The following is a 15,036-nucleotide window of genomic DNA, read 5'->3' on the forward strand; positions in this document are numbered from 1 at the left end:
GCCGCGACGGCCTCCACGGCGAGCTCCCTGGTCTCCAACGGGTACATGCGGACTCCAATCCGGACACCGGAGTGTCCAACTTTTTGTCCGCACCCCCAGCGATCCAAAAAAGCACGATTTCCAAGATGCACAGCAAAAACCTGCGCGCAACAGGAAGGGCGCCCCGGAGGGCGCCCTTCTGCGAGTTAGTAGGTTACGCGGTTAGGCCGCACGCAAGTTTTTCCTGCTTGGGCCTAGTACATTCCGCCGCCGCCCTGCATGCCGGCAGCCAGAGCGCTCAGATCGGGACCCTCCTTGGGGATCTCGTTGATGGTGGCCTCGGTGATGAGGATGAGAGCCGCCACGGAGGCCGCGGACTGCAGCGCCGTGCGGGTCACCTTCACCGGGTCGTTCACACCCATCTCGATCATGTTGCCGTACTCGCCGTTGGCGCAGTTCAAGCCCTCGCCCTTCGGCAGGCTCTTGACCTTCTCCACCACGACGGAGCCCTCGAAGCCGGCGTTCTGGGCGATGGCGCGCATCGGGGCCTCGATGGCCTTGCGGATGATGTCGATGCCGACTTCCTCGTCCTTGTCGTCGGCCTTGACGGCGTCCAGGGCGCCGATGGCGTCCACGAGCGCCACGCCGCCGCCGGCGACGATGCCCTCTTCCACGGCCGCGCGAGTCGCCTGCAGGGCGTCCTCGATGCGGGACTTCTTCTCCTTCAGCTCGGACTCGGTGGCAGCACCCACCTTCAGCACGGCCACGCCGCCGGAGAGCTTCGCCAGGCGCTCCTGGGCCTTCTCGCGGTCGAAGTCGGAATCGACGCGCTCGAGCTCGGCACGGATGATCTGGATGCGGTTCTCAATGTCTTCCTTCTTGCCCGCGCCGTCCACGATAAGGGCGGTGTCCTTGGTGACCTTCACGGTCTTGGCGGTACCGAGCATCTCCATCGTGGCGTCGGCCATGGTCATGCCAAAGTCCTTGTCGATGACCTGGGCGCCGGTGACCACGGCGATGTCCTCGAGGATGCGCTTGCGGCGGTCGCCGAAGCCGGGAGCCTTGATGGCCACGACGTTCAGGGTGCCGCGCAGGCGGTTCAGCAGGATGGTGGACAGGGCCTCGCCCTCGACGTCCTCAGCCACGATGAACAGCGGGCGCTGGGCGCGCATGACTTCCTCCAGCAGCGGAACCATGTCCTGGATGGAGTTGATCTTCATGTCGGTCAGCAGGATGAAGGGGTCCTTCAGCACCGCTTCCATCTTCTCCATGTCGGTGGCCATGTAGGGGGAGATATAGCCGCGCTCGTACTGCATGCCCTCGACGATGTCCATATCGATGCCGAAGATGGTCTGGGACTCCTCCACGGAGATGGCGCCGTCGTTGCCCACGGCGTCCATGGCCTCGGCGATCTTGTCGCCGATGGCGGCGTCGCCGGCGGAGATGCGGCCGACGTTGGCGATCTGCTCCTTGGTGGACACCGGGGTGGCGTCGGCCTTGATGGCGGCCACGATGGCGTCGGTGGCCTTCTCGATGCCGCGGCGAATGCCCAGCGCGTCGGCGCCGGCGGTCACGTTCTTCAGGCCCTCGGAGACGATGACGTCGGCGAGGAGGGTGGCGGTGGTGGTGCCGTCGCCGGCCACGTCGTTGGTCTTCACGGCCACCTCGCGCACCAGCTGGGCGCCCATGTTCTCGACCGGGTTCTCCAGCTCGACTTCCTTGGCGACGGTCACGCCATCGTTGGTGATGAGCGGGGCGCCGTAGGACTTCTCCAGAGCCACGTAGCGGCCCTTGGGGCCGAGCGTCACCTTGACGGCATCGGCCAGCTTGGAGACGCCCGCGGCCAAGCCGGAGCGGGCATCAGTATCGAACTTGATTTCCTTAGCCATAAGTTCGTGTTCCTTTCAGTGGATCTATCTTCTCGGTTTATCTTCCCAGTTATTCAACTACGGCGTAAATGTCGTCGGCGCGCAGAATCAGCACGTTCTCGCCGTCCAGCGTCACCTCGGTACCGCCGAACTTGCCGTAGATGACCTTGTCGCCGACCTTAACAGGCATAGGAAGCAGCTTGCCGTCCTTGTCCATCTTGCCCTCGCCCACGGCGATGATGGTACCGGTCTGGGGCTTCTCCTTGGCATCGGAGGCCAAAAACAGGCCGGACGCGGTGGTAACCTCGGCCTCGTCCTGCTTCAGGATGACGCGGTCGCCCAGAGGCTTCAAATTCATAGCTTGCCGTCCTTTCAATGGTTGTTGTGGCGCCTTCGCGCAACTTCCAATTTAACCACTCGGTTAGGTTAAGTGCTAGCACTCGGTAGCAACGAGTGCTAAACAGTTACGCATCATAACAGCTACGGGAAGGAATGCAAGAGGGGACGGAGAAAAACTTGAGTTTTTTTCACTCAAGTTTCCTGTGATTATAATCTTGATCAGGGATTACTTTTCAAGTTGGAATTTGTGCAGGTGAACAGTCTCCCTAGGGGGCAGGCGTCACCAAACCCGTCTCGTAGGCGAAGACGACGAGCTGGGCGCGGTCGTGAGCATCAGTCTTAGCCATGACGCGGGCCAGATGCGTCTTCACCGTGGCCGGCGAGATGAACAGCTCTTCGGCGATCTCGTCGTTGGAAAGGCCCCGGGCCACCAGCACGAGGATCTCGCGCTCGCGGTCGGTGAGGCTCGTCAGCGCGGCGCGGCGAGTCTCGGCCACATCGGCGGCGCCCCAGCCGCCCCGCGGGCGCGCGGCCACGAAGGTCTCCACCAGCCGGCGCATCACCGAGGGCTGGATGAGCGCGTCGCCTCGGGCCACGACGCGGATGGCCGCCACGATCTCGTCGGGGTCGGCGTCCTTCAGCAAAAAGCCGCTCGCCCCGGCGCCCAGAGCATCGTAAACGTACTCGTCCACGTCGAAGGTGGTGAGCACGAGCACCCGGGTTTTTGCGAGCAGCGGGTTGCCCGTAATGGCGCGGGTGGCCTCGATGCCGTTCATTTCAGGCATGCGGATGTCCATGAGTACCACGTCGGGCCGAAGGCGCTGCGCCTCCTGTACCGCATCGGCCCCGTTTCGGGCCTCGCCGACGATCTCGATGCCCTCGTAGGTGCCGAGAATGGCCTTGAAGCCGCCGCGCACGAGATCCTGGTCGTCCACGACGAGCACGCGGATGGGATCGGCCTCACTCATGGGTCTCCTCCTTCTGGCTGAGGGGAACGCTCACGGCAATGCGCACGCCGCCGAGCGGACTTGGGAACGCGGAGAACGTGCCCTGTAGAAGCCGCGCGCGCTCGCGCATGCCGAGCAGGCCGTGGTGACCGGCCGCGGCGGCCGGGGCAGCGAGCCCTCGCCCGTCGTCGTCGACGATAAGCTCGGCGAAGCCCTCCCGTTTCGTGGACAGTGCCAGCGTCGCACGGCGCGCCCCGGCGTGGCGCACGATATTCGTGGCCGCCTCACGCGCGATGCCGAAGAGGGCCACGTCGATGAACGCCGGCACGCAGGCGCGGTCGTAGGCGGTCTCGTCCAGCGTGACCTCGATATCGGCACCTTCCAAATAGGACACCAAATCGCCCATGCGGTCGGTGCCCTGGGTGGGCGTCGTCTCGGCCGGCCCCTCCTCCGCGCGCAGCACGCCGATCATGGCGCGGATTTCCTCCAGAGCGCCCTTGGCGGTGCGACGCACCTCGGCGATGGCCTCCTTGGCGGCGGCGGGATCGCGATCGACCAGGCGCTCGGCGGCCGCGGCCTGGATGCTCACGGCAGAGAGCGAATGGGCCGTGATGTCGTGCACTTCCCGAGCGATGGAGACGCGCTCGGCCTCCACCCGGCGACGCGCCTCGGCCTCGCGGCTACGCTCGGCGGCAATCGCGCGCTCCTCGATGGCGCGCGTGCGTTCCTGGTGCTCGTGGAGGGCATAGCCGGCGAAGGCGGCCGCCAGGGCCAGCGCCATGTTCTGGAACACGGTGAGCTGCGTCAAGATGCGCGACTGCTCCGGGGGCGCCGGCGCGAACAGCAGCACCAGGCACATGACCGCGCACGCGATGGCCGCCTCGGCCCGCGAGCGCGCAGACGCCAGCGTGAACAGCGCAATGAGGGGGCCCGCCACGGACAGGGCGATGCCGTTCAGCTCCGCTTGAAGCAGACCCCAGCTGACCAGGCACCACACGAACACGGCCCAGGGGCACTTGCGCCGCAGCACGAGCGGCAGCGTGGTGAGCGCGATGGCCAGAAGCGAGAGGCCCGAGGGCACCATAGCCTGGATGCCCATGAGCCGGCGCATGAACTCGTCGGGGATGAGCAGGTTAACGGCCACGGTGAGCTGCAGGCAGCAGAACCCGAAGGCCCCCGCCGCGATGACGGCGTCGATGAGCCAGTCGGTGGCCGTAAACTTCGGGGTATTTCGAAAGATCTTATCCATGACCGCTATGGTAAACGACCGGACGCCCACGCGCCATACACCGCGGGGTGTATGAAACGAGCCTGTTGAACAACGCCGACCCCAGACGGGGCCCGTTCGCCAGCAGGACGCGGGATCGCCAGCGGGACGCAGCTTCGCTAACGGGACGCGGGATCGCCGTAGAACGGCGCGTCAGGGTACGGAGGCTCCAACGCACGCTTGAAGGCGTTGGCGTCGGTACGGGCGATGACGTAATCCACCAAATCGCGGCTCAGGCCGCTCTCGGCGACGATAGCCGCCGCATCCTTCCCCTCTTCCACATAGGCGACGAGAATTCGATCCAGCGTGGCGTAATCGACGCCGAGGGACTTCTCGTCCTCCTGATCGGGCGCGAGTTCCGCGCTCGGCGGCTTCACGAACACGTTCACGGGAATGGGGCCAGTACCGCCCTCTTCCACGGCCCGGCGGTTGCGCCAGCGCGCCATGGCGAAGACGTCGGTCTTGTACACGCCGCCCAAGGGCGCGAAGGCCCCGGCCGTGTCGCCGTAGAGCGTGGAGTAGCCCATGGCCGCCTCGGACTTGTTGCCCGTGTTCAGCATGAGCCAGCCGTGGGCGTTCGAAAGCGCCATGAGGCACACCATACGGCAGCGGGCCTGGGTGTTCTCCGCGGCAAGGCCCGAAAGCGCGCCGCCACAGGCCCGGGCGAGCACGGCCTCGAAGGCCTCGAAGGGCTCGCAGATGGGCACGGTGATGTTGGAGATGCCGAGGGCTAAGGCCAGCGCCTCGGCGTCGTCGATGGACGACTCGCTAGAATAGGGGCCAGGCAGCATGACCCCGTGGACGTGGTCGGCTTCCAGCGCGTCGGCGGCCATGACGGCCACGAGTGTGGAATCCATGCCGCCGGACAGCCCGATGACCACATCGGTGAAGCCGGCGCTGCGCACGAAGGCGCCCAAAGCGTCGGTGCAGGCCTCGTACATCTGCTGGGGGTTCATAGACGTCCTTTCTATAGCAAAAGCGCTGCCACGAGTATGGCAGCGCTTTGTTTCGGGCCGATTGCCGGCGTGCGTCAGTCTGGCGACGCCCGCAGCCGTCAGTTTTCCGGCAGATCCACCTCGATGGAGTCGATCTGCAGCTCGCGTCCGGCCAGAAGCTCGGTGGCGAACGAGTCGCAGACGGGGCAGAAGCGGTTGTAGAGGTCGTGCTCGAACTCGTGGCCGCATTCCAAGCAGACGCTGCGCGGGCGGATCATCGTCAGATCCAGCGTGGCGCCCTGGGTGAACGGGTCGGCCTCGGCCAGGGCCTCGAAGGCGAACACGAGGGCGTCCTCCACCGCCTCCGTGGCCTCGCCGATGGAGACCCTCACGCCCAGAAGCCGCGTCGCGCCGGCCTCGCGGGCCGCCTCCACGGCGGCGTCCATGACGCCGGTCATCAGTCCCAGCTCGTGCACTTACTCGTCCTCTTCCGCCGCCAAGCGCTCGTTCTGGCGCTTGATGCGACGGCCCAGCACCACGCGCGCGATAAGCAGGCTGCCCTCGTAAAGCGCGATCATGGCGGCGAACATGAGCAGCATGGTGACCGGCGAGGCGTCGGGGGTGACCACGGCGCAGATGACCATGAGCACCACGTAGACCGTCCGCCAGCTGCCGCGCAGCTTCTTATAGGGGATGACGTCGAAGATGACGAGGTAGAACACGATGAGCGGCAGCTCGAAGGCGAAGCCGAAGCCGAGCTCGAACTTGATGATGATGTCGATGTAGGAGCTCATGCGCGGCGCCACATAGCCGAGGCCCATGGCCTGGTCGGTGAGCCACTGGAACGCCGGGTTCAAGATGATGAGGTAGCAGAACACCGTGCCGATGATGAACAGGGCCACGGCGGCGGCGAAGGTGGGCATGAACCACTTGCGCTCGCTGGGCTTCAGCGCCGGCAGGAAGAACGCGAGCAGCTGCCACAGGATGACGGGGGACGTGGCCACGATGCCCGCCCACAGCGAGATTTGGAAGCGCACGGAGAACGCCTCGAAGGGGTCGATGGCCTGAAGCGAGGCCATGCCGTCAACGTTGGGCAGAAACTCCGCGATGGGCATGAGGAGGAACTGGCCCATGGTAGGGGTGGCCATGTAGAACACGACCACGGCCACGGCGAGGCAGGCGACGATGCGCACAAGGCGCATGCGCAGCTCGCCGAGATGGTCGAATAGCGGCATGCGTGCCGGTCCGATAGGCATCGTTACGCCTCCTTCTTCTCGTCGGCAGCGGCGGAGGCGGCATCGGCGGCCTCGGTCACGGCCTTGGCCTCCTCGGCGGCCTTCTTGGCCTCCGCCTCGGCCTTCCGCTTGGCGGCCGCTTCCTCGCGCTTCTTGGCCGCTTCGGCCTTGCGCTTCTCAGCTGCGGCCTTGCGCTCCTCTTCTTCCTTCTTCTTCAGCTCCGCCTCCTCGGCGGCCTTGCGCTCGGCGCGCTCGCGGTCGTAGCGAGCCTTGCGCTCGGCGAAGCTCTCGGGCTTCGCCGGGGCGGCATCGGCCTTATCGGCTGCATTCCCCCCGTCGACCTGCTCGGCTTTGGCGGCAGCGGCCGCGGCGGCGCCGGCAGCGGCGGTGGACGTGCTCTTCTTGGTAGCCTCGCTCGCCTTCTTCGACACAGCGCTCGCGGCCTTCTTGGCACCCTCGGCGCCCTTCTTGGCCTTGGCCGCCGCCTCGTCCAGGGCGTCGAGCGGATTCTTGAAGGGATCCTCGGCGTCCTTGTCGAACACCATTTCCCCCTTCAGCACCCCGCTCATCTCCTCTTGGGCGTTGCGGAACTTCGCGATAGCCTTGCCGAGGGTCTTCGCCATGGCCGGCAGCTTATCGGGCCCGAAGATGAGGAACCCGAACAGCAGAATGAGGAAAAGCTCGAATCCGCCGATTCCAAACACGACTGATATCCTTTCAACAGCTCTACAGCGAGAGCACGGTCAACGCCATAGTGGGAATGCCCAAGGCGAGCACGAGGATGACGCACACGACCACGGTGAAGATCTTCTTGGTGCGCGCCTTGGCCTCGGCGGCCTCCTTGGCGCGACGCTCGCGCTCCTCGGCCTGCTTGATGCGCTCGGCCTGCTGCTTGCGCGTGGGATTCTTCGCGCCGGTCTTGTTCTTCTTGCTCGACATCGCGGGTACTCCTCAGGTTCCCAACTTCAAGTATACGCAAATATGGCATTATCGCAGAAGCGGGCGCGCCGCGCCAGCGAAAATGCCTGCCGCGGCGCGCCCTCCACGAATTCACAACTGCGCCGAGCACCCCGCTCAGCGATTGCGCCCGCTAGGCCTCGGGGCGCAGCTTGGAGCGGATCTCGATGACCCGCGCGATGCTCTTCGCCACTTCCACCTTCACGTGCCAGCGGTTCTTCTCGTACAGAACGTTGCCGTCGACCATGGTCATGAGCACGTCGGCCGTGGTGCAGGTGTTCACCACGGCGGCCACCGGATCGGTCGTGAAGGACTGATGCGAGCTGGACAGATCCACGGCGATCATGTCGGCACATTTGCCGATCTCCAGCGACCCCACCTTATCAGCAATGCCGAGTGCCCGCGCGCCGCCGAGCGTGGCCACCTCGAGCATCGTATGGGAGTCGAGGAAGCGCCCGGGGTTCACGGCGCGCTGCAGCAGCATGCCCAAACGCATCTCCGAGAGCATGTCGGTGGATTCCGTCGCCGCCGGCGAGTCGGTGCCGAGGCCCACGCGCAGGCCGGCGCGGATGTACTCGTCCAGGGGCGCGACGCCCATGCCCAGCTGGGCCGAGGCGCGCGGGCACACGCAAACGGCCACGTCATGGGAGCGCAGTTTCTTCAGATCCTCGTCGTCCACGTAGACCGCGCCGACGATCATGACGTTGTCGGCGTCGAAGGCGTTCCAGTTCAGCGCGTAGCGCACCGGGCTCACACCCGTGGGCAGCCAGGGCGGAATCTCCACGTAACCGCGCTTCACATCGCCGCCGTGCACTTGGAAGGGCGACGAGCCGTAGCGCACGAAATCGGACTCCTCACGGCTGCCGGCGAGCCACAGGGCCACGGGCAGATCCTCCTTCTGGGCGAATTTCGAGATAGCGGAAAGCATGGCCGGGTGGTTGGTGAACAGGGGCGCCGCGGCAATGCCGATGGCGACGCGGTCGGAGTCGACCTCCTCGCGCCAGTGCAGGATGTCCTTCTGGGCGAACTGCATGGCCGCGTCGATGCGGTTCTTGTCCATGGCGCCCACCTGGCGGTAGATCACCGAGCGCAGGCCGAGCTTGTTCACGGCCGTGCAGGAGGCGCCGGTCAGCGTGATGTCGGCCACCGTGGTGATGCCGCTGGAGAGAGCGTCCAGGCCGCCCAGAATAGCGGAGTCGAACCAGTCGGAAGCTTCCATGCGCCCGCTTTTCTGGGCCACTTCCGCGAGCCACTGCACATAGGGTGCGTCGTTCACCACGCCGCGCAGCACCGACTGCTCGAGGCGGGTGTGCAGGTCAACCAGGCCGGGCATGATGGCGGCCAGACCCTGGTCGACGACCTCTTCCTCGGGGTAGCGCAGGCGCAATTGCTCGGCCTTCCCGATGTCGCGAATGACGCCGTCGCGCACGAGGACCGCGCCATCGATGATGGGCTCGGAAGAAACCGGCAGGATATACTGGGCACACAGAAGCATGGTACCTCCCAATTCATGAGGGGCGTGTTCAATTAGCCACCCATGATAGCACGGCGCCGCGCCGCCTAGGGATATGCGCCCTCGATTTGCGGGCGAGTGCCCTATACTGGGGCCAAACGACGATACGAAGGGCGCGATCTTGCGGGATCGGCGCGCCGCACGAGGGAGTTTTACGCCTATGACCATCGACACCGCCACCGGGCTCGAGGCCCCGGCCGAGCTTTCCAGCGAGCGCGTGCGCGACATCTTCTCGCATATCGCCCGGAAATACGAGCGGTTCAACGCCCTCTCCAGCTTCGGCGCCTACAAGCTGTGGCTCGCGGGCATGATGCGCCAGGCCCCCATCGATGAGAGCCACGACGTGCTGGACATCGCGGGGGGCACCGGAGACGTCACCTTCACCGTGGCCCGCACCAAGCACCCGAGCCATATCCAGTGCACCGATTTGGTACCCGAGATGCTGGACGTGGCGCGCATGCACATCGACGAAGGGGACGGCGCCGGCGTGCCCATCGATTTCGAGGTCGTGGACGCCCAGGACATCCCCTACGCGGACGCCTCCTACGACGTCATCACCATGGCCTACGGCATCCGTAACATGCCCGACCGGCCCCGGGCACTTTCCGAGATGTTCCGCGTATTGAAGCCGGGCGGCTCGCTCGTGTGCCTGGAGTTCTCCACGCCGCCCAACGGCGCGTGGCGGGCGCTGTACCACTTCTACCTGCGCCACCTCATCCCGTTTTGGGGCGGCCTGCTCACCGGCGACAAGGACGGCTTCGTGTACTTGGCGAAATCGATCCGCGCCTTCCCCGACCAGGAAGGCCTGGCGGAGATGATGCGCGAGGCCGGCTTTACCGACGTCACCTGGAAGAACTACACCGGCGGCATCGCGGCCGTGCATGTCGCGAAGAAGCCGGAGTAAACGGGCAGCCCATGTTCGGGTTCGTGGTGGCGGATGCGGGAGCACTTTCCGAGGAGGAGAAAGAGCGCTACCGGGCGGTGTACTGCGGGCTGTGCCTCGCGCTGCGAGACCGGTACGGGCAGCTGTCGCGGGCGTGCCTGACCTACGACCTCACCTTCTTCGTGCTGCTGTGCAACTCCCTGCATGAGCCTGCCGAGACGCAGGGCACGAGCCATTGCGTGATGCACCCGGCACCGGCCGCCCCGCGGGCATGGGCGCGCTCGGCGTGGACCGACTATGCCGCCGACCTCTCCGTGGCACTCGCCTACCACAAGGTGCTCGACGACGTGGCCGACGACGGCGATCTTGCGGCACGGGCGGCCGAGCGCCTGCTCGCCGGCGCCTACGAGCGGGCCCGGGCGCGCATCCCCGAGCAGTGCGCCGAGATTGAGCGAGCCATGGCGGCGATTCGGGCTATCGAAGGCGCTGAACGCAACAACACACCGGCACTTTCGGACAGCACTGAAACCGCTTGCGTCTCTCCTCTTAGCGCAGACGCAACCGATACCGCCCTCGCGTTCGACCCCGATGCCGCAGCCCGCGAGTTCGGGCGCATGCTCGGGCGGCTGTTCGCCCACAACCAGGGATTCTGGACCGAAGCAATGGAAGAGCTGGGGCGCGGCCTCGGGCGCTTCATCTACCTGATGGATGCCGCTGTCGATTTCAACGACGACGCCGCTTCGGGCAGCTACAATCCCTTCGTGACGCTCGGCTCCGATGCCGAGGCCATGCGCGCCACGCTGTCCCTCGCTGCCGCCGACGCGGCCGCGCCCTACGAGCGTTTGCCGCTGGTGCAAGACGCGCATCTCATGGACGCCATTCTGTATTCCGGCGTCTGGGCCCAGTTCAACAAAGCCTATCCGCCCCAAGACGCCCTCGCGCAAAATGAAGGGAGCCCGCAGAGCGAACCCCCTCGAAACTGACCGACGCGCGCAACCGCGCTGACGCTACTTGATGAAGGCGCCAAGCAGGCTGGCGGCCTGCTTGTAGAACGGCACGCGGGAATCCTTCTCGCAGGCCTCGGCGAACTGGGGCATCCACACCTTCGCGTGCTCGGCCATGAACTCGTCCCAGGCCGCCTCCGGAGAGCCGCCGGGCAAATCGGCCGAGGCCACCACGTCGCCGGGCTCGGGACCGTCGTCCTCCGCGTCGAATTCGTCAATCTCGTCGCCGACCTCCTTGTACTGCGCGGCCTGCTCTTCGGTAGGCGCGCCGTCGCCGCCAGCTTCCACATCGGCCTCGGCCGCCTCGTCCATAACGTCGGCCGCCGCGCGCAGGGCTAGGTACTCCAGCAGCTCCAGCTCGGTCCACACCGCGTCGAGCGGCTCGTTGGTGCCCTCGGGACGACCCAGGCCGCAAGCCTTGCAAAAGCGCTCCACGGCCATGGAGTGCGGGTTCACGAACAAGAGCGGCTGCACGCCCTCGGCCTTGGCCCGCCACACGCCCTCGTACGGGCTGCACGCCGCCTCGGGAGCGCCCACGAACAGGCGCGTAGCCTCGGGGCGCAGCTCCTTCTGGATGTCGTCCGGGTCGGGCAGCGCAGCGGCCTCAGCGGCACCGGGGGCCGTAGCGACCGTCCAGTCGAGCCCCAGCACACCGGCAATCTCGTCGGCGGCCTCGCCCCACTCCCCCGAGGCGATGGCCTCGGCGAGCACTTTGTCCTCCGGATAGCGGAACGACAGCGCCAAAAGCTCGCACATCGCCGCGCGAGCCTGCCAAATGTTTGCGGATACGGTCATGGAAGTTCCTCCTTTGCGGATGGGTTTTATCAACGAGAAGCATAGCATTGTGCGGCCCCGTTGTCGGCGTAGCTTCGCGACCAGCGTCGCAACTCCATGGCTGACGCCGAGCGCCCTACTGCGCAGAAGCCTCGCTTGTGGCGACGAACCGATAGGGCACGGCGCGATCTTCGAACAGCGCCAGCAAGTCGGACAGAGGAACGCGCAGCGTGGCCGTGTTGTCGTTGGGATGCACGCCCACGGCCGGCCAATCGCGCAAAGCCGCATCCAACACCACCTGCACTTTCCCTTCCGTATCGTTCAGCACGCCGAAAGGAGAGACCGCCCCACCGCGCAGACCGAGAATTCCCTGCAAGTCCTCTTCCGAGGCAAAACGCAAGGGCCGCGCTCCGAGAGCCGCCCGCAAAGCCTTCAGATTCGCCGGCTTATCCTCGGGCATGACGACCAGATAGTAGTTGCGCTTCTTGTCGTCGCGCAAAAAGAGGTTCTTCACCACCACATTGGCGAAGGGCAATGAGAGCGCATCCATCGCCTCCATGGTGAAGACCGCCTCGTGATCGACTCGATCGTAGACAACCCCGCGACTGTCCAGATACGCGCACACCTCTTCTTTTCCAAATGTCACGGCCCCGCTCCTTTCCGCCGTCCGGCATCGCCTATCGCAAACACGCCGTCGATTTCTCTGCGGCACAGTATAGCGAAGAAAAGCGGGGCGCAAGACAAGCTCGGATCAGTTGTCCATCGGGCAATCGCCTCCCGCGGCGCGACGACTCCCGCGTTGCCGCAACACCGCCAGGGCGGCGGGGGCGCGCACGACCACGTGCACGATGAGGGCCGCGAGCAGCACCTTGGCCGCCACGGCGTGCAGCGGATCCCAGAAGGAGTAGCCCGTGGCGTACAGGCCGAGCGAGGGAAGCGCCGCCCCGGACACCATGACGCCCGACACCACACAGGCGGCGAGCGCCACGAGCAGCACGATGTTCAGAGCGAGCCGCCCCGCGCGGCCACGGCCGGCAAGCCCATCGCCGCTGGCAACAATGTGAACGCCCATGACGACAAAGGCCCCCAGCCCGATGAACTCGTGCACCGGAACACCCGTGAGAGCCGGATTGGCCGCCACCAGGTACACCACCAGCACGACCGCGTCGAAAAGCGCGCGATTGCGTTTCATGTCAGGCACCTTCCCTTTCGAAATCGAAATCGGCGTCGGCCAGATCGGCAGAGCGGGCGATCGACACCTCCGCCGTCGAATGGGCGGCCGGCACCTTCGCCGCCGGCGCGGCTTCCGCAGAGCTGCTGGTTAGCACGTCGCCGCGTCCCTCGCGCCCGCGCGCGCCGCGGCCCGACCGGCGCACGAGCAGCCACAGAGCCAGCACCAGCACCGTGGGCATGATGATCCACATGTTCAGGCTGGCGTCCGACGCCTGGTGGTAGCGCCCGATGAGGGAGTCCCACCCGTGACACTCCGCCGACGTGCAGCCGGCTTCGGGGCACGTCATCTCGTGAACCCCGTCGGGCTCGGGCACCGCCTCGAACCCGTGGCACGCGCCCGAGGCGCACCCCGCGGCCGGGCAGGGGGAATCCGCGGCAATGGGACGGATGGCAGAGCCGGGAGCCAATGCAGAGCCGGCCGCTATCGTCACGGCTAGAGCCGCCAGCAATACGAGGGCGGCGAGAAGTTTCTTCGGCATTGCGAACCTTTCCTTTCGGAAGCGCCTAAGCAAGTGCGAGAGCCTCCCAGGGCGAGAATCTCGAGTTGTTAGACATTCAACGGGGCGCATCGAGCGCGTTCGAGAGCCGCAAGGGGCAAAATCCCAGTTCGCAGAGATCGCTAAGCGGATGCAGTCCAGAGTTCTTCCCTGCCGACGTCTAACAACTCGAAATTCTTGCCCAAATTCAGCTGCGAAATCGTCTCGCATGCTGACGAAGAGGCCCGCGCCGGGAAGGGGCGGCGCGGGCCTGCACATAAGGAGGCGGCTACTTGGAAGGCGAGGCCTCCTCGACCGGGCGCAAGGGCAGGAACTTCAGGCCCAGGAAGAAGATGAGGAACCCAAGGGCCACGACGCCGAGCGTCACACCGAACTCAAGCGGTGTCGGCCAGTAGACCATGCCCCCGTAGATGCCGGAGAGGCCGGAGTCCCAGGCGGTGTGCTGCATCGAGGTCAGGGGGCCGGCGTAGTCCAGGTTGGCGATCTGGAAGCCGCCGACGAGCAGCTGCACGCGCTTGCAGAAGATGCCGAGGATCGCGAGCAGCGAGCCGATCACCAGCAAGGTGTTGGTGCGCAGCGCCGGCACGAAGCAGATGACGGCGCAGGCGGCGCAGCCGGCGATCTCCGTCCAGAAGTACGGGGCGAGCGGGCCGGTCGCCAGCATGGCGACCACCTCGGCCCCCGAGCCGCCGGGGAACGCCTCGGTGAGCAGGTCGCAGCCGAAGAAGTACAGGTCCACCATGACGAAGGCGCCGAGCAGCTTGGCGAGCTTGACCATGTAGGACTGGTCGAGCTCGAGGTACCCGGCCCTGCGCAGCGCGATGGCGACCGTCATCACGAGCGCCGTGCCGCACACGAGCGCCGACGACACGAACCACGGGGCGAGAAGGGCCGTGTGCCACATCTCGCGGCCCTGCTGCAGGCCGAAGATCCAGGCGGTCACGGAGTGCACGAGCACCGCGCATACGAGCGCCACGACGCTGACCGCGCGCAGGGCCGTGCGCGACATGCGGCCGACCTCGGCGCGCACCTGCGCCCACAGGTAGAAGCAGGAAAGGATCAGATAGGTACCCAGCACCAGGATGTCCCACATGAGAGGCGATCCCAGGTTCGAATACGCGAACAGCTCCCACAGGCGTGCCGGCTGGCCGAGGTCGACCACCACCATGCCGATAGCGGCCACGGTGCAGGCGATGGAGCTCATGACGGCCACCTTGGAGATGCCGCCGAACCCGGCGATGCCGAAGGCCTTGGGAACGGAAGAAATGATGAGGCCGCCGGCAGAGAGGCCCACGAAGAACATGAAGGACGTGATGTAGAGGCCCCACGAATCCAGATTGCGCATGCCGGTCTGCACCATGCCGCCGGAAAGCTGCATGAACCAGAGCGCAATGCCCGCAACCATCACCACGGCCGAGATACCGATGGCAATGTTCAGGCCCTTGCCGCCCCACGCAGCCGCTTTCGCGCCGACTGCCTCACGGCTCTTCGATCTGCTTTGGGCCGCACTGAAGTCGAGGTCATCGTCCACGATGGCCCCAGAAGAGAAATCAGACATGAGAATCTCCTAGAGGTAGGCGCGCGCCACGCACCGCAGCACGCGCG

General features: G+C 66.0%; 17 protein-coding genes. 2 read left to right on the top strand and 15 right to left on the bottom strand.

What is annotated here, in order from left to right; genetic code table 11:
* Positions 1 to 233: 233 nt before the first annotated feature.
* From groL to ACW4QM_RS03035, 10 genes are all read right to left on the bottom strand, one after another.
* A complete protein-coding gene (gene groL, locus ACW4QM_RS02990) occupies positions 234 to 1,868 on the bottom strand; it encodes a chaperonin GroEL (RefSeq protein WP_022740430.1) in 1,635 nt (544 codons plus the stop codon).
* A gap of 49 nt (positions 1,869 to 1,917) precedes the next feature.
* On the bottom strand, positions 1,918 to 2,205 hold the full coding sequence (locus tag ACW4QM_RS02995) for a co-chaperone GroES (RefSeq protein ID WP_022740431.1): 288 nt from the start codon (positions 2,203 to 2,205) through the stop codon (positions 1,918 to 1,920).
* Positions 2,206 to 2,452: 247 nt separating this feature from the next.
* Positions 2,453 to 3,154: a response regulator gene (locus ACW4QM_RS03000; protein ID WP_114548775.1), complete on the bottom strand. Its 702-nt coding sequence runs from the start codon at positions 3,152 to 3,154 to the stop codon at positions 2,453 to 2,455.
* Positions 3,147 to 4,382: a sensor histidine kinase gene (locus ACW4QM_RS03005; protein ID WP_161128375.1), complete on the bottom strand. Its 1,236-nt coding sequence runs from the start codon at positions 4,380 to 4,382 to the stop codon at positions 3,147 to 3,149. The genes ACW4QM_RS03000 and ACW4QM_RS03005 overlap by 8 nt, the downstream gene beginning before the upstream one ends.
* A gap of 137 nt (positions 4,383 to 4,519) precedes the next feature.
* On the bottom strand, positions 4,520 to 5,356 hold the full coding sequence (gene nadE / locus ACW4QM_RS03010; protein ID WP_173112222.1) for an NAD(+) synthase: 837 nt from the start codon (positions 5,354 to 5,356) through the stop codon (positions 4,520 to 4,522).
* 98 nt (positions 5,357 to 5,454) lie between these two features.
* Positions 5,455 to 5,811 (bottom strand): hydrogenase maturation nickel metallochaperone HypA/HybF, encoded by a 357-nt coding sequence (locus ACW4QM_RS03015; RefSeq protein ID WP_173112219.1) that lies wholly within the window; start codon positions 5,809 to 5,811, stop codon positions 5,455 to 5,457.
* Positions 5,812 to 6,591 carry a twin-arginine translocase subunit TatC gene (gene tatC, locus ACW4QM_RS03020; RefSeq protein WP_173112216.1) on the bottom strand — a complete coding sequence of 260 codons (780 nt, stop codon included), beginning with the start codon at positions 6,589 to 6,591 and terminating at the stop codon, positions 5,812 to 5,814. It abuts the gene before it with no gap.
* Positions 6,592 to 6,593: 2 nt separating this feature from the next.
* Positions 6,594 to 7,274 (bottom strand): Sec-independent protein translocase subunit TatA/TatB, encoded by a 681-nt coding sequence (locus ACW4QM_RS03025; protein WP_173112213.1) that lies wholly within the window; start codon positions 7,272 to 7,274, stop codon positions 6,594 to 6,596.
* 22 nt (positions 7,275 to 7,296) lie between these two features.
* Positions 7,297 to 7,509, bottom strand: coding sequence for a CASC3 protein CASC3 (locus ACW4QM_RS03030; RefSeq protein ID WP_114539628.1), 213 nt, complete (start codon positions 7,507 to 7,509; stop codon positions 7,297 to 7,299).
* A gap of 151 nt (positions 7,510 to 7,660) precedes the next feature.
* Entirely contained in the window at positions 7,661 to 9,022 is a 1,362-nt protein-coding gene (locus tag ACW4QM_RS03035; protein ID WP_114548782.1) for an amidohydrolase family protein, read from the bottom strand.
* 178 nt (positions 9,023 to 9,200) lie between these two features.
* Between ACW4QM_RS03035 and ACW4QM_RS03040 the strand changes: the two genes are divergently transcribed.
* Both ACW4QM_RS03040 and ACW4QM_RS03045 read left to right on the top strand, forming a co-directional pair.
* Positions 9,201 to 9,944: a class I SAM-dependent methyltransferase gene (locus ACW4QM_RS03040; RefSeq protein WP_173112210.1), complete on the top strand. Its 744-nt coding sequence runs from the start codon at positions 9,201 to 9,203 to the stop codon at positions 9,942 to 9,944.
* A gap of 11 nt (positions 9,945 to 9,955) precedes the next feature.
* Complete coding sequence (locus tag ACW4QM_RS03045) at positions 9,956 to 10,906, top strand: DUF5685 family protein (RefSeq protein WP_173112207.1); 951 nt, start codon at positions 9,956 to 9,958, stop codon at positions 10,904 to 10,906.
* A 24-nt stretch (positions 10,907 to 10,930) separates the two neighbouring features.
* On the opposite strand, the gene ACW4QM_RS03050 is transcribed toward ACW4QM_RS03045, so the two are convergent.
* From ACW4QM_RS03050 to nrfD, 5 genes are all read right to left on the bottom strand, one after another.
* The gene (locus tag ACW4QM_RS03050; protein ID WP_455798178.1) at positions 10,931 to 11,722 is read right to left on the bottom strand and encodes a TorD/DmsD family molecular chaperone; all 792 of its coding nucleotides are present in this window, start codon (positions 11,720 to 11,722) and stop codon (positions 10,931 to 10,933) included.
* Between the two features lie 115 nt (positions 11,723 to 11,837).
* Positions 11,838 to 12,347, bottom strand: coding sequence for a prolyl-tRNA synthetase associated domain-containing protein (locus tag ACW4QM_RS03055; protein ID WP_237974325.1), 510 nt, complete (start codon positions 12,345 to 12,347; stop codon positions 11,838 to 11,840).
* Between the two features lie 105 nt (positions 12,348 to 12,452).
* Complete coding sequence (locus tag ACW4QM_RS03060; RefSeq protein WP_161128372.1) at positions 12,453 to 12,893, bottom strand: DUF4405 domain-containing protein; 441 nt, start codon at positions 12,891 to 12,893, stop codon at positions 12,453 to 12,455.
* Between the two features lies 1 nt (position 12,894).
* A complete protein-coding gene (locus ACW4QM_RS03065) occupies positions 12,895 to 13,413 on the bottom strand; it encodes a hypothetical protein (protein ID WP_237974326.1) in 519 nt (172 codons plus the stop codon).
* A 286-nt stretch (positions 13,414 to 13,699) separates the two neighbouring features.
* Positions 13,700 to 14,989: an NrfD/PsrC family molybdoenzyme membrane anchor subunit gene (nrfD, locus tag ACW4QM_RS03070; protein WP_161128371.1), complete on the bottom strand. Its 1,290-nt coding sequence runs from the start codon at positions 14,987 to 14,989 to the stop codon at positions 13,700 to 13,702.
* Between the last annotated feature and the right edge of the window lie 47 nt (positions 14,990 to 15,036).

It is taken from the genome of Adlercreutzia sp. CNCM I-6207 (genome assembly GCF_977072305.1).